The organism is Parasphingorhabdus litoris DSM 22379, assembly GCF_020906275.1.
GTDB classification, from domain to species: Bacteria; Pseudomonadota; Alphaproteobacteria; order Sphingomonadales; family Sphingomonadaceae; genus Parasphingorhabdus; species Parasphingorhabdus litoris.
This window is the reverse complement of the sequence record NZ_CP086727.1, coordinates 661,744-682,526: the sequence shown is the minus strand read 5'-3', so window position 1 is coordinate 682,526 and position 20,783 is coordinate 661,744. Positions and strand designations below refer to the sequence as shown.

Here is a 20,783-nt window from a genome sequence, read left to right as displayed (position 1 = left end):
GAAAAGTGCACAGTGCTTATGAGAAGCTTTGGCAATGTGATGCCGAGCTTAGTGAAGCGCGCCGACGCCGGAATCTGCAATATCCTGCAGGCGATCGGCATCGAGAATCTGGACATTGCGATGATCCGGTAGCGCAATCACATCATTTTTTTTCAATTGAGTCATTTGCCGGCTGACCGTTTCTATAGTCAGTCCCAAAATATCTGCCACTTGCTGCCTGCCGAACGGCAACGCGAAAAGCCGAAGTTGCCCTCCAACCACGCTGCAGCTCGAATCGGCCAACCGTTCCGACATCTCAAGCAGAAAGGAAGCAACCCGCTCGGACGCTGTTTTTCTGCCGAGTAAGAGCATCGAACGGCGAACCCGATCCAGTTCGGTCAATGTCCGCTGCAGCAATTTATGCTCTAGATCGGGATGTTCGCGAACAAACTGGTCAAAATCAGCGCGCGAGAAAACGCAAACCTTGGAATCAGCCAAAGCTGTGACCGTATATTCGTTCCTGTCGCCAAAAGGTCGACCGACAAAATCTGACGGGTAAAGCAGACCGATAATCTGTTCCCGGCCGTCTTCCAGTGAAGAGGTAAGTTTGAAGGCACCTTCAACAACATTGGCGACGATCAAACTATCATCGCCTTCCCATATCAACGCCTGTCCTGCCTTGATCGAAACCTTGCGGGAAAGGCGATTGATTGCGATCAGTTCGTCGGGGTCCAATGCCGAACAAATGGCTTTGTTTTTGACCACACATTGTTCGCAATTGTTCATCATGGATCAGTAAACCTCATCGAATGTCAAAAATGTCTAACCTGTTCCCCGCTCAATTGTGCCAATATTGTCAAACAGTGTCACATCCCCACCGGTGCGACACCGCCGATCAGTTTTTAGAAGGGTACGTCGTCATCGAGATCACTGTCAAATGCGCCGCCGCCTTGACCGCCTGATGAACCGCCGGTGTTGCCCCAACCATCATTGGAACCACCGCCCGATCCGCCACCGGAACCGCCGCCGCTCCAGCCATCATTGCCGCCGCCTTGGCCGCCCATGCCGCCACCTTGCCGGGAATCCAGCATTTCCAACTTGCCATCATAGCCCTGCAGCACAACTTCCGTTGAATAGCGATCATTGCCGGACTGATCCTGCCATTTGCGGGTCTGCAACTTGCCCTCGATATACACTTTGCTGCCCTTGCGAAGATATTTTTCGCAGACGCCAACCAGGCCTTCCTGAAAAATCGCAACGCTATGCCACTCAGTCTTTTCCTTGCGTTCACCGGTGTTACGATCTTTCCAGCTTTCCGATGTAGCGATGCGCAGATTGCAGACTTTACCGCCATTGTTGAACGTACGCACTTCAGGGTCGGCACCCAGATTTCCTACGATAATTACTTTGTTGATGCCGCCAGCCATTTACATTTCCCCTTGGAATATTTGTGATGTTTTTCGAGTCTCTGGAGGCTCTTTACAGGCCGATTGCAACCGCCGTCCAGTACGTAATCCCGGCAGCCAAATAGGCCAGCCCGAAAAGATAGCCGAGCATAAACATAGGCCATTTCCAGCCATTGGTTTCACGCTTCGTCACGGCAATGGTCGAAATACATTGCGGTGCAAAGATAAACCACGCCAGAAACGCCAGCGCCGTTGGCAGGGACCAGCGGCTTTGCAGCCGTTCGATCAAAGACTTGGCCTCGGCTTCTTCATCCGGTGCGTCAATTGCGTAGGTCGTTGCCAGTGCCGCCACCGCCACTTCACGGGCCGCCATCGCCGGGATGAGAGCGAGCGCGATATCGCGGTTAAAACCAATTGGCGCAACCGCCGGTTCAATGACATTGGCGATCCGGCCAGCAGCGGAATAGTCTACCTGGCTTATCGGACTGTCAATCGGCACTTTTGGGTAGGTCAGCATCAGCCAAAGCACGACAGTTGCCGCAAAAATGATTGTGCCTGCACGCCGCAGAAATATCCAGGCCCGCTGCCACAGCCCCAAAAGAACGTCGCGAATACGCGGCATTTGATATTTGGGCATTTCCATCAGGAAGCCGCTATTTGGTCCTTTGGCAACCGTGCTGCGTAGGATCAAGGCGGCCAGCATCGCACCTGCAATGCCGAAAATATACAGGCCGAACAGGACTAAGCCTTGCAAGCCGACACCCCCGCCCACGTCACGCGCTGGAATGAAGGCACCAATGATGATCGCATAAACCGGTAACCGCGCTGAACAAGTCATCAGCGGCGCGACCAATATTGTGGTCAAACGGTCTTTTGGATCGGCAATGCTGCGCGTGGCCATAATGCCCGGAATGGCGCAGCCGAAGGAGGAAAGCAGCGGAATGAAGCTGCGTCCCGATAGTCCGACACTCGCCATCAGCCGGTCCATGATGAAGGCCGCCCGGGTCATGTAACCACTCGCCTCGAGCAGCAGGATGAACAGGAACAAGATTAAAATCTGCGGGAGGAAAACGACAACCGATCCGACGCCGCCAATCACTCCTTCGGTGAGAAAGTCGCGCAAGAAGCCCTCTCCCAGATTGGCTTCCGCGACGGCAGCGGCCCACTCACCTGCACTTCCGATTAAACCAGTAGGCGCTTCGGACCATGCGAAGACGGCCTGAAACATTACAAACATGATCGCAAGCAGGATGATCGGACCAGCCACTGGATGCAGGAACAAGGTATCGGCACGCTCTGACCAGCGGCGACCAGCGGTTTCGGAAGTCACCGTCAGATTGGCAATTTCCTTCGCTTGTTTGCGCAGCCCATGACCGCGTTCCTTGGCGATCACGATACCCTGTTGGCTGCTTTTTTGACCCAACCGCTTCTCTACCGCTGCGGACAAATCTTCCAGCCCGCGGCGGCGAACCGCCACGGTCGGAACAACCGGCACGCCCAATGCAGCCTCCAGTTTCGCAGGATCGAGTGTCAGGCCGTCGCGCTCTGCGAGGTCCATCATGTTGAGAGCAATGACGACTGGCAGACCCAGCGCAATAACTTCCAGCGCAAAGCGCAGGTGATTATCGAGATTGGCAGCGTCGAGTACGATAATAATCGCATCAGGTTTGCGCTCACCCTTCTGCAATCCTTTGATGACACTGCTGGTAACCGCTTCATCAGGGCTGGTGGGGTCAAGACTATAGCTACCGGGCAAATCAACCAGTTCGGCAGGCCGCCCATCCGACATCTGGAAATGACCGGATTTGCGTTCCACCGTAACGCCAGGATAATTGGCGATTTTCTGACGTGCACCAGTCAGTGCATTGAACAGGGCACTCTTCCCAGCGTTGGGATTGCCCGCAAGGGCAATGAGGGGTGCTGCTTCACTCACTGATTATGCCGGGATTACAACCGATATGGCTGACGCATGGGATTTGCGAACCGCAACCATCATACGACCCACTTTCACCGCTATAGGATCGTTGAAACCGAACATCCCCTTGTGGAGCTTCTCCACCGGAACCCCTTCATCAAAACCCAGGGCGCGAAGCCGTGCACCCTCATTTTCTGACATTGCAGCCCAGTCAATGGATAATATCTCGGCGCGCTGACGCATGGAAAGGCGGTCCAGTGTTACCGGTACATTCATAGCGTGACTCGAAAAATTTTAGTTGCGAGTGATTATCAATACTGAATCACCTTGACGAGTCTTTGTTTGCGCACCGCGCATAGTCGGTTGATAAACCTATTGGAAATCTTTGATTAAGCCCCGCGATAGCGCAGCCGGCCAATGAAACGCGCCATGCTGAAACGATCACCGCTAGGCCGCGTTATCTTGGCCTTCACCTTTTCAAACTGCATGACATTCTCGATCCGGCGACCAAGAAATGCTCTTGTATCCGCAAATTCTTCGCTTTCATCATCCAGGAAAACGCTGATCGTGCTGCCATAAACGGCCGACAATAAAGTCCGCTTCGTGTAGTGATTATAGTCAGTCGCCGTATCACCGGCGAGCTTCCACATCTTGTCAGCTGCACGCCATCCAAGCTTTGCGGCGGTCCTCAAATTGGGTGGTGCCGCCAATATCGCCAAGGCCCGTCGCAATCCCTCCCGATCTGTTTCCAACAGCTCCAGCCGAGCCACCACAAGCGCGGTAATCCTCTCGCGAATTTTCATCGCATTGAGTTCTTCCTCGGAAAACTTCGCTGCCATGGCTTCATCAACGGACTGAAACCAGGCGTCAATCATATCGACCGGACCATTGTTGAACGCCAGTCGGGCCATTTCAGTGTCCACGCCCGTCTGCTGCGCCGCCGCGGCAACAGCCGTCTCATTCCATCCATCAAATGCAGCTTGCGATGCCAGAAGTGGTGCGAGATAGCACCGAACTTCGTCGAGCGTCGGATCGTCTCTAAGCGGGTCCAATGTTTTTGCGTACATGTTCTGGTGTTCCTCGACGGTTCCGGCGATCAATAAATCCGATATAGGGTGAAAGAAAAGATTTTCAAAGCATTGCATTGCAAAGCGCCACTGGCCTGACTAGCTATTCATCAAGCAATTAAAAATAGCGAAAGAACAGGTATATGAGCACATTATTTGATCCGATTACCCTTGGTGCCATTGAAGCCCCCAATCGAATGCTAATGGCCCCGCTCACGCGCTGCCGTTCAACGATGGAACATGTACCAACCCCTATAATGGGAGAATATTATGCCCAGCGCGCCGGTGCAGGCTTAATCATTTCGGAAGCTACGGGCATCAGTCAACAGGGCCTCGGCACACCATTTGCACCGGGAATTTGGAACGATGAGCAAACCGCTGCGTGGAAGCCGATTGTGGAACAAGTCCATGCGGCAGGTGGCCGGATCATTTGCCAACTCTGGCATATGGGCCGGATCGTACATCCCGATTTTCTGGGCGGTGATAAGCCTGTTTCTTCCTCCGCTACAACGGCTCCTGGCAGCGTACGCACCTATCAAGGCAAACGTGACTATGTTGAGGCCCGTCCATTGGAACTGGACGAAATTCCCAGCCTGTTGGACGATTACACCAATGCTGCAGAAAATGCGAAAAAAGCTGGTTTTGATGGCGTACAACTGCACAGCGCAAATGGTTATCTGATAGATCAGTTCATTCGCTCCGGCACCAATTTCCGAACCGATGAATATGGTGGGTCGATCGAAAACCGCATTCGCTTACTTGGTGAAGTGACCCAGCGATTGGTTGATGTCTGGGGCAGTGATCGTGTGTCCGTACGGCTTTCCCCCAATGGCGACTCGCAAGGCGCCGATGACGCGACTCCGGTAGAAACTTTCACCGCAGCAGCAAAATTGCTGGATAAAATCGGTATTGCGTTCCTTGAACTGCGCGAACCGCCACCGCACGGAACCTATGGAAACACCGATGTGCCGGCCGTAAGTCCGGACATTCGGCCTGTATTCAGCAAGCCGCTCGTGCTCAACAGTGACTATTTCTATGACAATGCCACCAAAGCACTAGCAAAGGAGAGAGCGGATGCGATCAGCTTTGGGCGGACGTTTATGACTAATCCTGATTTACCGGAACGATTCCGCACAGGTGCAGAGCTCAACCCGATCGATTTCACTCCGTCTTGGTATAGCCAGGGAGCTGAGGGTTATGTTGATTATCCTACGATGGAACAGTCCAAGGCAACGGCCTGAGTTACGGTCGTCCAAAAATCAGAATGAGCTTTCGAGCCGTCGGAACATGTTATGTACTGGCGGCTCTACCATTTCCTCATATTCCAGACGAGCCGACAGACGTTGCAGACGAAGAAAAAGCTCTTCACTATTGTCGATAATCTGCCGCGCTTCTTCTGGAAACAACTCAACTACGGGGCCGTCGCTTGCAGCAGCATAACCCATTTCGCGACTGTGGTTCCAAGCCTCCCCATCCGTTAGGTCTTCGCCATGCAGAGCTTTCTGGTTCAATAGCCAAGCGATACAATGCATTAGGCGTGTCGTGACTTTCAGAGACTCGCATGAGAAGGCAACGGACAGTGACGCCTCATCTTGACACTCGTCATTGAACCGGCCCGATTCGAAATAGGAACGTGCCTCATCGGCAAGCACCATCGCTTCGGTGTAGAGCGCATCCAATAATTTGGGCGTCATCAATGCTTCGCTGTCAGCCATTTGACGTTCGTAGCAAATTTTATGTGAGCAAGGACAGTTGAAATTTCGGGACTACAGGGTTAATTTGCGAGATGTTTCAATGTGACACGCAGCAAGCACAGGAGTTAATTGATTGACGGACAACGTTAATCTTGCTCGCCGCCTGTATTCTTTCTGTCCCTTAAGCAATAATATCAGGGATTAGCTGGTTTTCGATCTGAATCATCCGGTCGCGCAATTGTAACTTCCGTTTTTTCAATCGCGCTGCTCTTAACTGATCATGGCTACCAGACTCGATCAAGGCCGCGATGGCATCATCCAAATCACGATGCTCAATCTTCAGCAGTTCGAGCCGCTGCCGCAACTCTTGATCGCTTATCGCCATAATGGATCCATTCGCCCCTTGCATCACTGCAACAATTTTGTAATCTTTACCCTATTCATGGTCTTTGTCGAAACCAAGACAATAATATCATGATAGTCGATGACCGCTTAATCAAAAGCGCGCATCAGAACGAAAGGGACACCCGCAACCGCTTTCATCGCAATAACATATAATAATCAGGAGAATATTATGGATCAGAATCATGTGTCAGCCCTGCGCGGAAAACACGAAGCCCTTGATCGCAAGATCAGCGAAGAGGAGGCCCGCCCAGTTCCAGATACGATTCGAATTCATGACCTGAAAAAGCAGAAATTGCGATTGAAAGAAGAACTTCTCGCTGACGCCTGATTGTTATTTTCATCTGATTGATAACCGATAGCAGCGCAAACCAATTTGCGCTGCCATTCCATTTACCTTGTTCAGTCGCGGAATTAGGTAAATTTTTCAGATCATTGACTTGTAGACCTCTTTCTACAAAGCTGCACAAAATTGTAGGAGAGATCGTCCCCATGACTACGAACCAGATTTGGTATTTGCGCAAACGTCCCGTCGGCAAAATTGCAGACGGCGACTTGGAATTGGTTGAAGAGGAAATGCCGGACCTCGCGCCAGATATGGTAAGGGTGCGCACGATCTATTTATCTCTCGATCCCACCAACCGGATTTGGATGAGCGATATGGATGGCTATTTGCCGCCGGTACCCATTGACGATCCGATGCGTGGAGGCGGCATTGGCGTCGTTGAAGAAAGCAATTTCGATGAGATACCGGTTGGTTCCCTGATCAACACCGGTCTTTCTACTTGGTCCATGTATAATGATATCCCGGGCGGTATGGCAAATGTGTTGCCATCCATCCCAGGCGTTCCACTCACAGCCTATATGGGCCCATTGGGCGCGACCGGTATGACAGCCTATTTTGGACTAACCGATATCGGAAAACCAAAAGAAGGGGATACGCTAGTTGTTTCGGCAGCGGCCGGTGCGGTTGGATCCATGGTGGGGCAAATTGGCAAGATCCATGGTTGCCATGTTGTTGGCATCGCAGGATCTGACGATAAATGTAAATGGCTGACTGAAGAGGCCGGTTTTGACGCAGCGATAAACTATAAGACGGAGGATGTTGGAGCTGCACTAGACAAGCATTGCCCGAATGGAATTGACATCAACTTTGAAAATGTCGGCGGCGACATCATGGATGCCGCGATTGCGCGGCTGAATGACTTTTCACGCATGCCTTTATGCGGCCTGATATCCACCTACAATGATACCGACGGATCACCTGGGCCATCGAATTTTGCCAATCTGCTTATGCGCCGGACCAATTTACGTGGATTTATCGTTCTAGATTATCTTGATCGCTTTCCTGAAGGGGCGCAAGCTATGGCGGGCTGGCTTATGGAAGGGCGCATCAAATATGAAACAGATGTGGTTCAGGGAATTGAAAATGCTCCAGCCTCACTGGACCGATTATTCACCGGAGCGAATTTGGGGAAACTCGCGGTTCAATTCGGCCCGGAGCCAGATTAAGCTATATTAATGTCTAGACGGAAGTCCCGGGGCGATCAGCATTTTTTGCGTTCAACCTGTTTTGCATATCGCACCGCTGCAGGGTTTCTGCTAGGCTCCCAACATGGCCACCAAACATACGTCCAGCCCTGTAACCGCCCGTAACATATTAACCGGGCTTAGGTCGATTATGGCCTCGCCCGGCAATGCCCAAACCAAACTCAATCATGTCGTGGAAACTATTGCTGAAGCGGTCAGTAGTGAAGTCTGCTCCATATATCTGCGGCGGGAAGGCGTGCTGGAACTCTATGCTACGCGGGGTCTGAATCAGGAAGCTGTCCATGTTACAAAATTGGCTTTTGGTGAAGGATTGACCGGCTATATCGCAAAGAATGTCGAGACACTGAACCTCGATGAGGCGGCAAGTCATCCCGATTTCCAATATCGGCCAGAAACCGGTGAAGAAAAATTCCATAGCTTCGCCGGGGTGCCAATCATCCGCAATCAACAAGCTGTCGGAGTTTTATGTGCGCAACATATAGAGCCGCGCAGATATTCCGAGGAAGAAATTGAGTCTTTTCAGACTGCGGCGATGGTCTTGTCTGAACTCATTTCCAACGCCGAGCTAATCGACGAAGAGTCTGTTGACGATGCCGAGACTCGCAATGATGGTGCTGACCGACTGAGCGGACTGCAACTGGTCAAAGGTAAAGCCAGCGGATTTGCGGTATTTCATCAACCGCGTGTGAAAATCGAGCACACAGTTGCCGAAGATACCGAGGCAGAACGTCATCGTGTATATTCCGCTTTTGACAAGATGCGCAGCCAGATTGACCAAATGACCAATCAAGCGGAATTTGGCGTTGGTGGTGAGCACGAAGAGGTGCTGCAGACATATAAAATGTTCGCCTATGACGAAGGGTGGAGCCGCCGGATCAATGAAGCTATTGATAGCGGCCTGACAGCCGAAGCGGCAATCGAACGCGTTCAACAACATACCCGCATGCGGATGCGTCAGATTGATGATCCATTGCTTGCTGAGCGCATGCATGATCTGGAAGACTTGGCAAACCGGCTGCTGAGGATTGTCTCTGGTCAAATGGGTACGGCAGCAACCATGGGTCTGCGTCAGGACACAATTTTGGTGGCGCGCAATCTCGGTCCGGCTGAGCTGCTCGAATATGATCGCAGGCGCCTGAAAGGTGTGGTGCTGGAGGAAGGGTCACTGACTGCGCATGTCACGATTATTGCCCGCGCCATGGATATCCCAATCCTGGGGCAAGTGAAGAATGTTCGTCAGATCGTTCGGGAAAATGACCATCTGCTTCTCAATGTAGATGACAACGCGTTATTCGTCCGGCCTAGCCCATCAATGGAAGATGCGTTTGAAACGCAGATAGAATTGACCCAGAAAAAGCGGGCCGCCTATACCGAATTAAGAGACAAGGAACCGATCACCAAGGACGGCACAAGGATCGTTCTGAATATCAATGCCGGTTTGCGCGACGATATGGCAATGCTTAATCTAACCGGTGCCGACGGTATTGGATTGTTTCGAACGGAATTCCAGTTTCTGGTCGCCGCCAACATGCCTGGTCGCTCCGGACAACTGCGTTTTTATCGTGATGTCCTGGATGCGGCGGGCGACAAACCGGTTATTTTTCGCACCGTCGATATTGGCGGAGATAAGCCCCTACCCTATTTTCAGGCCAGTGAAGTCAAAGAGGAAAATCCAGCCATGGGCTGGCGCGCGTTGCGCATCGGTCTGGAGCGCGACGCACTCATGAAAGTACAAGCGCGTTCTTTAATTGAAGCAGCCGCTGGAAGAAAACTCAACGTCATGTTCCCTATGATCGCAGAGCCATGGGAATTTGATGAAGCCAAGGCAGTATTCCAAAAGCAGCTTGAATTTTTGCGGAGCCGGAAAAAGCAGGTTCCACTATCAATCCGCTATGGAGCAATGCTGGAAGTACCGGCGCTAGCGGAATGCCTCGACTTGATGGCCTCACGCCTGGATTTTCTGTCGATCGGAACCAATGATCTCACGCAGTTCCTCTTCGCTGCTGATCGCAGCAATCCCAAATTGGCGGAACGTTTTGATTGGCTAAGCCCGGCAATATTGCGTTTTATCGGCCGGATTGCCCGGCAAGCTGATGATTTGGGCATTGAGCTTAGCGTGTGCGGCGAAATGGGCGGACGGCCATTGGATGCACTGGCATTGCTGGGACTTGGAATAACAAGGCTATCGATAACACCAGCGTCAGTTGGTCCAGTCAAAGCCATGGTTCGATCGCTGGACCTCACGGCTACAAAAAAGCAGCTACAGATGATTTTATCGGATCCCACCAGCGACCCAAGAACGGCTTTGCAAAAATGGGCCAAGCAGCAGGAACTTGATATCGGTTGATCAGCAAACTGTAACAAGTTGTATCATCACTCAATCAAGCCCCTGACGAGCGCTGAATTACAGCCGGTACAATATCGTTACAATTGTGATAATCATTGACTTTTCATTGCTCTAGTGGCTTCTTCCCGTACATAGTATGAAACGGGGTCGCACCGCGGACCGGCCGAAGGAGAGTATGATGGCCGAAGAAACTGACGCAGAAGAGACAGTGAATGAAAATGGTGAGCTGAACCTCCACAGCGTGGGAGACATGCTCCGCCATGCGCGAGAGCAAAAAAACCTTAATATCGAGGATATTGCGAAGACAACCAGAATTCCGCAACGCCATCTTGAGTCGATTGAGTCCGGTGACTTTGCTGCCCTACCTGGCCGCACCTATGCCATTGGCTTTGCCAAATCATATGCGCGCACCGTTGGATTAAGTGAAGTAACCATTGGCGCCCAGTTGCGCGAAGAAATGGACGATCAGGGGCACAGCGCCTATGAACCCGAAACCAGCGGATATTCACCTGCCAACCCGAGCAATATTCCACCAAAATATCTCGCATGGACCACTGCAGGAATAGCAGCAGCTTTGCTCATCGGTTTTCTAGTCTGGCGCACAGTATTTTTCGAACCCAATGATTTTATCGACGATGGCTCGGATACGGAATTTGCCGATGCGGCCAGTGATACGGACAATAATCTGGATGGCACGATTGAACCCGTTGGACCAGCGCCCTCCCCCACCGGCACGGTCACATTGACCGCAACCGAGACTGTTTGGCTGAAAATTTATGATGAAGATGGCGAACGGTTATTTGAGAAGGAAATGGCTGCTGGCGAACAATATTCCGTTCCTGCTGACGCGAAAGGCCCACAAATTCTAACGGGTCGCCCGGATGCCTTAACGGTAACCATCGATGGCAATGTTGTGCCACCACTTGGCACTGCTGATCGCACCATCAAAGATGTGGGAATAAGTGCTGCAGCATTATTGGCACGCGCCGATCAAGGTGGATTGAACGCTGATAGTGACGGCCAATCTACGGCTAGCGGGATTGTAAATCAGTAAAACGATCTGGATAGCTTTCACACGGCTTTGTGAACCAAGCTAAATCTATTTACTTTGCCCCGCCATTTATGGTTAACACAATCCAAATATTTGGAGGCTGCTTATGAAATCCGTATTGTTATCGACCTTATATGCTAGCGTAGCAGCTAGTCTGTTGATTGCTGCCCCCGCCACTGCTCAAGATAGAAATGTCGACAAGCGTGTGGACCGTCTTGAACAAGAAATGAGAGCCGTACAACGCAAGGTTTTTCCGGGTGGCTCGTCGCGCTTTTTCGAACCGGAAATCACTCCAGAAGCTGAAACCGCGACAACACCATCAACGACCAGCTCTGCGGTATCTGATCTGATCGCCCGGGTAGACGCTCTTGAGCGCAGTCTGGCAACACTCACCGGCCAAGTAGAGGAAAACGGTTTTCGGCTTCAAAAAATCGAAGACAAACTGGCAGCAGCAGAAGTTCCGCCGGTCAGCACCGACCCCGGCTCTGTATCAACTGCACCTTCAACCGACACTGGCACAAGTGGTACTGAAACGGCAGCGGAACCTGATCCAGAACGCGTTACTGGTGTTGCAGCGATAGTCATGCCAGACACCGGCGATCCAGGCGAAGATGCCTATATTTACGGCTATCGACTATGGGACGCAAAATTTTATCCCGAAGCCCAAGCGCAGTTGAAAAAAGCCGCAGCAGAACATGCCAGCCATCGCCGTGCCAGTTTTGCCAAAAACCTGCTCGGTCGGGCCTATCTGGACGACGGCAAACCTGCGCTTGCCTCGGTTGCACTTTACGAAAATTATCAGGAACTGCCGCGCGGTGAACGCGCGCCTGACAGCCTCTATTTCTTGAGCACCGCCTTGGTTCAGCTCAACAAAAAACCTGATGCCTGTCGTGTACTCACAGAACTGCAAGAGGTTTATCCCAATGTAGCTTCTGGTCGGCTAAAAGCCCGTATCGACAGCGGAAAGGCAGCAGCAGATTGCAGCTGATTTTTATGCCTCATCAGCCGAACCCATGACGGACCGTGCGCTTATTGACCGATTTCATAAAGCGGTCATCGCGCTTGTCCCAGAGTTTGAAAACAGCAATGAAATATTGGGACTGGCTGTCTCCGGCGGACCAGATAGCCTCGCGTTACTGTTACTGGCGCATGAGAGCTTCCCGGGCCGGATCGCTGCAGCAAGCGTCGATCATGAATTACGTCCCGAAGCCCACGATGAATGCGAGTATGTCGCAAGCCTATGTGCGAAAAGAGATATTCCGCACAGGATTTTAAAACCCTCCACACCTATTCGCGGAAGCATCCAGGCCGAAGCACGCAAGATGCGCTATTCGCTTCTGAATAGCTGGATGGAGAATCAGCATATAGCCTGGCTGGCCACCGCACATCATGCCGATGATCAACTCGAAACACTGGTCATGCGAATATTACGGGGCAGCGGCATAGATGGTATGTCTGCCATCCGCGCAAAACGTGGTCATATCATTCGCCCCTTGCTGCCTTTCTCAAAGGACATGTTGGTCCAGTTCATAACCGCTCAGGGCGTTGAACCGATCGATGATCCATCGAACAAGGATCAGAGCTTTGACCGCGTCAGAGTTCGGCAAGCATTATCGCAATTGTCAGGCTTTGACGCAGGACTTGCCAGTCAAAGCGCTGCGGCATTGGATGATGCGCGCACGGCAATCCATTGGATGGTGGACGAGTTGTCGGCCGCCCATATCGAAGCTACCGACGCCGGTTGCCAGCTCAACAAACATGATTTTCCGCATGAAATTATCCGCCGGCTTTTGCTCAAATGTCTGCATATTTGCGACCCGGCGCTCTCCCCGCGTGGAAGCCAATTGGAGCCACTAATCAAGGGTCTAAAGCATGGGGAGACCCTGACTATCGGCAATATCTTGTGCAAAGGCGGATTAACCTGGACCTTCTCCCCTGCACCAAAACGAAACAATCGCTAAATATTTCAACGCCTTGACGGCAGATATCGATATACGATCACTGTGATCAGTAAAAACATTGCCGCTTATATTGTCATCCCGGGCAAAACACCTATCTTTAAACAGATAGATTCGGCGGAAATTTGAACCGGCGATACCAACACAGGACGTAATACATCATGAATGACGAACAGGATCCCAAGGAAAATCCGTGGATGAAAAGCATGCTCATCTGGGCAGGCGTAATCGTCGCCTTGCTGCTCACTGTTTCCATGTTTGGTGCCGGCGCCGGAGCAGATTCCGGTGAAGCGATTAGCTATTCTTCCTTCCGCGCCAAAGTTTCTGAAGGCAGCGTCGAAAAAGTTGCTATTGCACCGGACAAGATCACAGGCGAACTGACCAATGGTGATAAATTTTCGACCACCCCGGTCGGCAATGATCCTAGCCTTGTCAAACTGCTCGATGAAAAGGGCGTTGAATATAGCGGTCAGGCAGAAGAAAGCCCTAGCATCTGGCAATATCTGCTGATCCAGTCGCTACCTTTCCTGCTCATTCTCGGCATTGCGTTTTTCGTGTTGCGCCAGATGCAAAAAGGCAGCGGATCGGGTGCCATGGGCTTTGGCAAATCCAAGGCTAAAATGCTGACGGAAAAACAAGGCAAGGTTACGTTTGAAGACGTTGCCGGCATTGACGAAGCGCGCGAAGAGCTCGAAGAAATTGTTGAATTTCTGAAAAATCCCAGCCGCTTTTCCAAGCTTGGCGGACAAATTCCGAAAGGCGCCTTGCTCGTCGGCTCACCAGGTACCGGTAAAACCTTGTTGGCTCGTGCCATTGCAGGCGAAGCGGGCGTACCGTTTTTCACCATCTCTGGCTCCGACTTTGTTGAAATGTTTGTCGGTGTGGGCGCCAGCCGCGTTCGCGACATGTTTGAACAGGCAAAGAAGAGCGCACCTTGTATCGTCTTCATTGACGAGATTGATGCTGTCGGTCGCCACCGTGGTGCTGGCCTTGGCAATGGTAATGACGAGCGCGAGCAGACTTTGAACCAGCTTTTGGTCGAGATGGATGGTTTTGAGGCCAATGAAGGTATCATCATCATCGCTGCCACCAACCGTCCTGACGTTCTTGACCCTGCGCTGCTGCGCCCGGGCCGCTTTGACCGTCAGGTTGTGGTTCCGCGTCCTGATATTGAAGGCCGTGAGAAGATCCTCGAAGTGCATATGAAGAAAGTGCCTTTGGCCCCCGACGTGAATGCGCGCACCATTGCCCGCGGTACACCGGGCTTCTCTGGTGCTGATCTTGCAAACCTCGTCAACGAAGCCGCCTTGATGGCTGCCCGTCGCGGCAAACGTCTTGTCGCCATGGACGAGTTTGAGACCGCCAAAGATAAGGTCATGATGGGCACTGAGCGCAAATCCATGGTGATGACCGAAGACGAAAAGAAAATGACCGCTTATCATGAAGCCGGTCACGCGATTGTTGCGGTACATGAGCCTGCATCTGACCCTATCCACAAGGCTACTATCATCCCACGCGGTCGTGCGCTCGGCATGGTCATGCGCCTGCCGGAACGGGACAGCTACAGCTATCACCGTGACAAGATGCATGCGAATATGGCTGTATCCATGGGTGGCCGTGTCGCAGAAGAAATCATCTTCGGCTATGACAAGGTATCATCTGGTGCTTCAGGCGACATCCAATATGCGACCAAGCTGGCCCGTGACATGGTCACACAATGGGGCATGTCGGATGAAATGGGGCCGCTGCAATATGAAGAAGAGCAAGGCGAAACTTTCCTCGGCTATTCGCAGTCCCAGCGTGTCCACATGTCGGATGAGACTGCCAAGAAAATCGACAGCGAAATTCGCGGCATTGTTGATGCCGGTTATGACCGAGCGAAAGAGGTTCTCACCAAGCATGAAGATCAGCTGCACCTGCTGGCCAACGCATTGCTGGAATATGAAACCCTATCCGGCGATGAAATTGATTCGCTTGTAGAAAATGGAAAATTCGAACGCCCTGACGGCGACGTGGTGAAACCATCGTCCATCCCGACCATTGGGACATCGATTCCCAAAGCGGGCAAGAAACGGAAAGGGCCATTTGGCGATCCCAAACCACAAGGCGCCTAAGCCATTAGTGTATTAGATATATAATTCACTTAACGTTCAGATAAATTGAGACAAAAGGCCTCTTTCCAATTGAAGGAGGCCTTTTTTGTGAAACAGTCCATCTCACTTGTCGCCAGCACAATCATGCTGTCGATCGCCGTCCCGGCATCGGCCATGCCAGTCTCCGAGTTTCTGCCAAAAGCTGACAAGCTGATGAAGGCTGGAATGGGCGCAATGTTCTCAAAAAATCGCAAACCGGTCATGGCAGAAATGGAAAAGGTCACTAATGGTTACCGTGCCGACATAAAGGCCGCCCGCGCCGCAGGTAAAACGCCTTCCAGCTGCCCACCGCCAAAAGGAAAAGGCAAGCTGAATGGCAAGGAATTTATCGCACATCTAAAAACCATCCCGGTTGCTCAGCGTAACATGGAAGTCAAAACTGCTTTTCACGGCTTCATGAAAAAGAAATATCCGTGCTGAAAGCCCTATCAGTCCCTGCGATAGGCATTTCCTACTAATCTTATTTGTGACAATATTGGCATTCGTATCTTTTCAGAATCAGGAAAATCCCTGTGTGAATTGTGTGAACTTTGGATTTGCGCCACCGGGTCCTTGCACCCATTGCACTTAGCTGCGAGAAAAGCCTATGTCCTCTCTCGATCAATATGAAGCAATGATCAGGCTTAGCGCCTTTGCCGGCATATTCCTGATCATGGCGATCCTGGAAATCGCCATTCCACGCAGAAAGCGAGTGCTAGCGAAGGGTATTCGCTGGTTCACGAATATATCCCTCGTGATTGTCGATACACTGGCCTTGCGCCTGATAATGCCGATATTGGCTGTGGGCATGGCCGACTATGCCGCAGGGCGTGGCTGGGGTATGCTGGCTCTGGTCGACCTGCCCCTCTGGATCGAAATCATCATCGCATTCCTGCTGCTCGACATGCTAATCTATGCCCAGCATATCGCCTTTCACAAAATCCCGTTCCTGTGGCGATTTCACAAGGTTCACCATGCCGACCGCGACCTTGATGTTACCAGCGGCGCACGTTTTCATCCCGTAGAGGCGGTCATCTCCATGGCTTACAAACTGCTTTGTATTACCCTTATCGGTCCAGCTGCATTTGCCGTGTTCCTGTTTGAAGTCGTGCTCAATGCCGCGTCCATGTTCAATCATGCCAATGTACGTCTACCACTAGGATTGGACAGGGCGGTGCGTTTATTCATCGTAACACCAGATATGCACCGGGTACATCATTCGGTCATCGAGCGGGAAACCAACAGCAACTATAGTTTCTTCCTCACCCTTTGGGATCGGATGTTCGGGACCTATATCGCGCAGCCGGAAAAAGGGCATGATGACATGATCATAGGCCTTTCCGAATATCAGGACGACAAGCCAGCCAATCTGATTTGGAGCTTGATCATACCCTTCGTCCGAAACAGGCACGCTCAAATAAAAACAGGCGGCCACTCCGAAGAAGAGCGCCGCCCGGTTTTTAAATCAGACTAGGTTTTTTTTAGCGCTTAACGCCGTCCATAGTCATTTGACACGCCCGCGCTGCGTGGCGGTGCTGCAGCCGTCAAACGAAGCGCTTCGGCAGACTGGCTGATCGAACCGATTTCATCTGGCGTATCATCGTCGTCAATCTGCACTTTTTGCAACGATTGAACGAGGCTTTCTTCGAGATCATCGGGTTTGATCGTTTCCTCAGCGATCTCACGCAGCGAAACAACGGGATTTTTATCGCGATCACGATCAATGGTCAGTTCAGCACCACCAGAAATCTCACGTGCACGCTGCGCTGCAAATAGGACCAAATCAAACCGATTGGTGACTTTATCAACGCAATCTTCAACGGTAACGCGAGCCATAAGGCGCTCCTGATTCTCTAAAATTCATGAAAAGAGCCCTGCATCTAGGGTTTGGCCCCGCTTTTGTCAACAAATTGGATAGCCCGATAATAGCTTGGCAGGTTAACCAATTGTCCGTTCAGGGCTTATGATCTATGCGATGGAACATGGACCAAGTCCCGCCAAACCGAACCACTCCCCTGGATGCGTCTGCACATACAGCCGATGATCAGCAGTGGTTTGACGTCGGCGGAAACAGGCTCCGCCTCGTTCGTAGCGGGTCCGTTCGCCTGCAGGCTCTGGTCGATATTATCGAGAATGCCGAACATAGCCTGAAACTTTGTTTCTATATGTTTGAGGACGATGCGATAGGAACCTTGATCCGGGATATGTTGATCACGCAATGCAAACGCGGGGTCTCCGTTGAACTGATCATCGATAGCTTTGGTTCCAATGGGGCACCGACGGGGTTTTTTGATCCGTTTGTTGAGGCCGGCGGCCGATTTGCTATTTTTAGTCCGCGATTTTCAACCAGCTATTTTGTCCGCAATCATCAGAAGATCATCATCGCTGATGACAGTCGCGCAATGATTGGTGGATTCAACATTACAGAAGAATATTTTGGACAACGGTCTGAAGAGGAAAGTGGCGAAATAGACGAGACGAGTTGGGAAGATCTCGGCATTGTCATTCAAGGTCAGGAAGTCGACAAGCTCGCTGACTATTATACTCGCCTTTCAGGCTGGGTGCATCAGAATAATGGCAATATCCGGCTACTGCAGAGGATGGTGCGCCGCTGGGATGCTGGCGAGGGTAACTTTCGCTGGCTGCTAGGAGGACCCAGCAATCGCCTCAGCCGATGGGCGGCGGCAGTCAAAAGGGATCTGGAAACCGGCGCGCAGTTAGACCTTGTCAGTGCTTATTTCTCACCCGGTCAAGGGCTTTTGCGGCGAATTGGCCGCTTGTCGAAGCGTGGCGGCAAAAACCGGCTCGTTCTGGCGGGAAAAACCGATAACGGCGCCACGATCGGCGCGAGCAGGCTGCTCTACGGTTATTTGCTGAAACGCGGCACTCGCATTTTTGAATATCAGCCCAAGCGGCTGCACAGCAAAATGGTGATTGTCGATAATGCCGTTTACATCGGATCAGCCAATTTCGATCTTCGCAGCCTCTTCATCAATGTCGAGATGATGGTTCGGATCGAGGATCAGGCCTTTGCCGACCACGCCCGGCTTGTAGTTGATGATATGTGTCGAAGCGCCCTTCCGATTTCCCAGGAACTGCACAAGGCACGTCGTGGCCTATTGAACAGGCTACGCTGGACCCTGTCCTATTTTGTCGTGAACATATTGGACTATTCGGTAACCCGGCGGCTGAATTTTGGGGTCAAGAGATAATATCTGCCGTTTGTCGCACACTCAGAATCGTTCATCGCAAAGACTGGTTTTGGCTCTGTTCAGGCGAGTCGGGTTACTTAGAGAGGATTGCTATGTTCAATGACTTGGTATCTGTGCCGTATGCCAAGCCATCCGAAACAGGGATTGTTGTATGCCTATGAGTTATTTTCGCGTGATTGCCACTACTGTTCTAATTGGTATCGCCACCGCCTGTGTCGCTCCGTCAGAAGGAAGACCGGTAACCGCCAACCAACGGACCGAAGCACCACAGCCACGCTACGAGAATCCGCGGACTACCCAAACGACACCGCCAACCACTCGGTCCCGCAGCCGCCCGGATGCGGTGCTCGAACGCGAAATTGCTGAATTGTGGCGTACGTTTCCCGGCAAAACGGGAATTGCAATCAAAAGTATCGACGGCGGCTGGAGCATTGGGCACCGCGCAGATCAAAATTTCCCGCAGCAAAGCGTGTCGAAACTGTGGGTCGCGATGGCCTTACTCGAAAAAGTTGATCAAGGACGGCTGTCGCTGTCGGATTCCATACGTATTGGCCCCGACGACCTCACCTTATTCTACCAACCAATGGCCGCAGAGGTAAATCGCAACGGCGGGGTGGTCAAAAGCGTCTACACGCTGCTCGATAAATCCCTCGCCTATAGCGACAATACTGCAAATGACGCATTGCTGCGCCATGCTGGCGGCCCCGATGCCGTAAATGATTTCATTCGGCGCAGCCGCCTTGGCAAAATCAAATTCGGACCGGGCGAGCGCCTGATGCAGAGCCAGATAGCTGGCCTAAAATGGAATCAGAGCCTGTCAGAAGGTCGCAAATTTTATACCGCACGTGCAAATCTGCCGATTGAAACACGCAGGCAAGCACTTTCAGACTATCTTGCTGACCCTATTGATGGGGCCAGTCCCGGTGCCATTGTCAACGCACTGGACCGGTTGGCTCGCGGAGAATTGCTGTCTGAAAACTCTACCCAATTGCTCCAATCCATTTTGAAACGCACCCGAAGCGGCCCCAAACGGTTGAAAGCCGGTGTCCCTGCTGGATGGGAGTTTTTGCACAAAACCGGTACAGGTCAAGTCCTAGGCGCTGTGTCAACAGGATATAATGATGTCGGTATAATGACGGCCCCCGATGGCAGCCGATATGCGGTTGCGGTCATGCTAGGAGATACAACTGCTCCGGTCCCAGAGCGAATGCGATTGATGCAATCGGTGACGCGCGCCGTCGGGCGCTATCACAATCGGTAAATCAACGATAGTTCAGAAACGCTACTGCGCTGACTCTTGGTTGGATATATCTTCTGGCGGAGCATTGCGCTCGTCCAACATCTCTGCAGCCTCGTCTAGCGCCTTCGCCTCCCCGACAGTAACGCCGCCTGGCCCAGGATCATTCTGAGCCGGGCCACAGGCTGCTAAAGACAATAAACCCAAATAAATAATATATTGCTGCTTCATATTTTGCCGCCTTCCAGAATCATTAAATTGCAAAGTTTCAGCAACAGACACAACTGCACCAGACAAAAAAAGGGCCACCAAAATGGCAGCCCTCTTTATTGACTATGTCAAAAGGCTTATTCTACAGCGCGTTTTGCAGCGTCTGCACCTTTTTCGATAAGATCGTTAGCTGCGCCTTTTGCGGCATCTGTAGCAGCATCTGTGGCAGTACCAGCAGCATCTGCAGCTTCGTCGGCTGCACCTTCAGCGGCTTCGCCAGCTTCTTCGGCTGCACCTTCAGCAGCTTCACCAGCTTCACCAGCTTCTTCAGTTGCTTCAGCAGCGGCTTCGCCCATGGCATCTGCAGAACCTTCAGCAGCAGTCATCGCGTCGTCAGCAGCTTCTTCAGCTGTTGCTTCCGTGCCTTCTACAGCTTCTTCTGCACCAGCTTCTGCATCGTCAGCAGCACCGGAACAAGCGGCCAAGCCAAGCGCACCTGCAAGAACGATAGATGTTGTAACTTTTTTCATTGGGTAAACCCTCTAATTTATTCCTCAAAAACCAAGCAAACAGCTGATAAACTCCCTCAAACTGCTTACGGCCACGTGCTTTAGCTGTATGG

At 51.8% G+C, this 20,783-nt stretch carries 22 protein-coding genes; 12 read left to right on the top strand and 10 right to left on the bottom strand.

The genetic code is table 11. The features are described from left to right. Positions 1-48 precede the first annotated feature (48 nt). From BS29_RS03395 to BS29_RS03375, 5 genes are all read right to left on the bottom strand, one after another. Positions 49-768 (bottom strand): Crp/Fnr family transcriptional regulator, encoded by a 720-nt coding sequence (locus BS29_RS03395; RefSeq protein ID WP_326838491.1) that lies wholly within the window; start codon positions 766-768, stop codon positions 49-51. Between the two features lie 113 nt (positions 769-881). Continuing rightward, entirely contained in the window at positions 882-1,406 is a 525-nt protein-coding gene (gene ssb, locus BS29_RS03390) for a single-stranded DNA-binding protein (protein ID WP_229955814.1), read from the bottom strand. Positions 1,407-1,458: 52 nt separating this feature from the next. Continuing rightward, complete coding sequence (gene feoB, locus BS29_RS03385) at positions 1,459-3,318, bottom strand: ferrous iron transporter B (RefSeq protein WP_229955813.1); 1,860 nt, start codon at positions 3,316-3,318, stop codon at positions 1,459-1,461. Positions 3,319-3,321: 3 nt separating this feature from the next. Continuing rightward, positions 3,322-3,576, bottom strand: coding sequence for a FeoA family protein (locus BS29_RS03380; protein WP_229955812.1), 255 nt, complete (start codon positions 3,574-3,576; stop codon positions 3,322-3,324). 113 nt (positions 3,577-3,689) lie between these two features. After that, complete coding sequence (locus BS29_RS03375; RefSeq protein WP_229955811.1) at positions 3,690-4,367, bottom strand: COQ9 family protein; 678 nt, start codon at positions 4,365-4,367, stop codon at positions 3,690-3,692. 143 nt (positions 4,368-4,510) lie between these two features. Between BS29_RS03375 and BS29_RS03370 the strand changes: the two genes are divergently transcribed. Continuing rightward, positions 4,511-5,608 carry an alkene reductase gene (locus BS29_RS03370; protein WP_229955810.1) on the top strand — a complete coding sequence of 366 codons (1,098 nt, stop codon included), beginning with the start codon at positions 4,511-4,513 and terminating at the stop codon, positions 5,606-5,608. A gap of 18 nt (positions 5,609-5,626) precedes the next feature. Here BS29_RS03370 and BS29_RS03365 read toward each other — a convergent pair whose 3' ends face one another. Both BS29_RS03365 and BS29_RS03360 read right to left on the bottom strand, forming a co-directional pair. Beyond that, positions 5,627-6,082: a DUF1465 family protein gene (locus BS29_RS03365; protein WP_229955809.1), complete on the bottom strand. Its 456-nt coding sequence runs from the start codon at positions 6,080-6,082 to the stop codon at positions 5,627-5,629. Positions 6,083-6,242: 160 nt separating this feature from the next. Further along, positions 6,243-6,446 (bottom strand): YdcH family protein, encoded by a 204-nt coding sequence (locus tag BS29_RS03360; RefSeq protein ID WP_407673741.1) that lies wholly within the window; start codon positions 6,444-6,446, stop codon positions 6,243-6,245. 189 nt (positions 6,447-6,635) lie between these two features. On the opposite strand from BS29_RS03360, the gene BS29_RS03355 reads away from it, so the two are divergent. From BS29_RS03355 to BS29_RS03315, 9 genes are all read left to right on the top strand, one after another. Then, on the top strand, positions 6,636-6,794 hold the full coding sequence (locus BS29_RS03355; RefSeq protein ID WP_229955808.1) for a YdcH family protein: 159 nt from the start codon (positions 6,636-6,638) through the stop codon (positions 6,792-6,794). A 161-nt stretch (positions 6,795-6,955) separates the two neighbouring features. Beyond that, on the top strand, positions 6,956-7,975 hold the full coding sequence (locus BS29_RS03350) for an NADP-dependent oxidoreductase (protein ID WP_229955807.1): 1,020 nt from the start codon (positions 6,956-6,958) through the stop codon (positions 7,973-7,975). 103 nt (positions 7,976-8,078) lie between these two features. After that, positions 8,079-10,361, top strand: coding sequence for a phosphoenolpyruvate--protein phosphotransferase (gene ptsP / locus BS29_RS03345; protein WP_229955806.1), 2,283 nt, complete (start codon positions 8,079-8,081; stop codon positions 10,359-10,361). A 178-nt stretch (positions 10,362-10,539) separates the two neighbouring features. Beyond that, positions 10,540-11,415 (top strand): helix-turn-helix domain-containing protein, encoded by an 876-nt coding sequence (locus tag BS29_RS03340; RefSeq protein WP_229955805.1) that lies wholly within the window; start codon positions 10,540-10,542, stop codon positions 11,413-11,415. 103 nt (positions 11,416-11,518) lie between these two features. Beyond that, the gene (locus BS29_RS03335) at positions 11,519-12,400 is read left to right on the top strand and encodes a tol-pal system YbgF family protein (protein WP_229955804.1); all 882 of its coding nucleotides are present in this window, start codon (positions 11,519-11,521) and stop codon (positions 12,398-12,400) included. Between the two features lie 25 nt (positions 12,401-12,425). Beyond that, a complete protein-coding gene (gene tilS, locus BS29_RS03330) occupies positions 12,426-13,373 on the top strand; it encodes a tRNA lysidine(34) synthetase TilS (protein ID WP_229955803.1) in 948 nt (315 codons plus the stop codon). Positions 13,374-13,531: 158 nt separating this feature from the next. Then, on the top strand, positions 13,532-15,484 hold the full coding sequence (gene ftsH / locus BS29_RS03325) for an ATP-dependent zinc metalloprotease FtsH (protein ID WP_229955802.1): 1,953 nt from the start codon (positions 13,532-13,534) through the stop codon (positions 15,482-15,484). Positions 15,485-15,571: 87 nt separating this feature from the next. Beyond that, the gene (locus BS29_RS03320; protein WP_229955801.1) at positions 15,572-15,943 is read left to right on the top strand and encodes a hypothetical protein; all 372 of its coding nucleotides are present in this window, start codon (positions 15,572-15,574) and stop codon (positions 15,941-15,943) included. Positions 15,944-16,109: 166 nt separating this feature from the next. Next, positions 16,110-16,976, top strand: coding sequence for a sterol desaturase family protein (locus BS29_RS03315; protein WP_229955800.1), 867 nt, complete (start codon positions 16,110-16,112; stop codon positions 16,974-16,976). A 14-nt stretch (positions 16,977-16,990) separates the two neighbouring features. On the opposite strand, the gene rpoZ is transcribed toward BS29_RS03315, so the two are convergent. Next, positions 16,991-17,338 (bottom strand): DNA-directed RNA polymerase subunit omega, encoded by a 348-nt coding sequence (gene rpoZ / locus BS29_RS03310; protein ID WP_229955799.1) that lies wholly within the window; start codon positions 17,336-17,338, stop codon positions 16,991-16,993. 134 nt (positions 17,339-17,472) lie between these two features. Between rpoZ and BS29_RS03305 the strand changes: the two genes are divergently transcribed. Together BS29_RS03305 and bla are read left to right on the top strand one after the other, a co-directional pair. Further along, positions 17,473-18,714 (top strand): phospholipase D-like domain-containing protein, encoded by a 1,242-nt coding sequence (locus BS29_RS03305; protein WP_229955798.1) that lies wholly within the window; start codon positions 17,473-17,475, stop codon positions 18,712-18,714. 157 nt (positions 18,715-18,871) lie between these two features. Next, entirely contained in the window at positions 18,872-19,975 is a 1,104-nt protein-coding gene (bla, locus tag BS29_RS03300; RefSeq protein ID WP_229955797.1) for a class A beta-lactamase, read from the top strand. A gap of 21 nt (positions 19,976-19,996) precedes the next feature. Here bla and BS29_RS03295 read toward each other — a convergent pair whose 3' ends face one another. Continuing rightward, positions 19,997-20,182 (bottom strand): hypothetical protein, encoded by a 186-nt coding sequence (locus BS29_RS03295; protein WP_229955796.1) that lies wholly within the window; start codon positions 20,180-20,182, stop codon positions 19,997-19,999. 116 nt (positions 20,183-20,298) lie between these two features. After that, positions 20,299-20,691, bottom strand: a complete 393-nt coding sequence (locus tag BS29_RS03290; protein WP_229955795.1) for a hypothetical protein — start codon at positions 20,689-20,691, stop codon at positions 20,299-20,301. Positions 20,692-20,783: the final 92 nt, after the last annotated feature.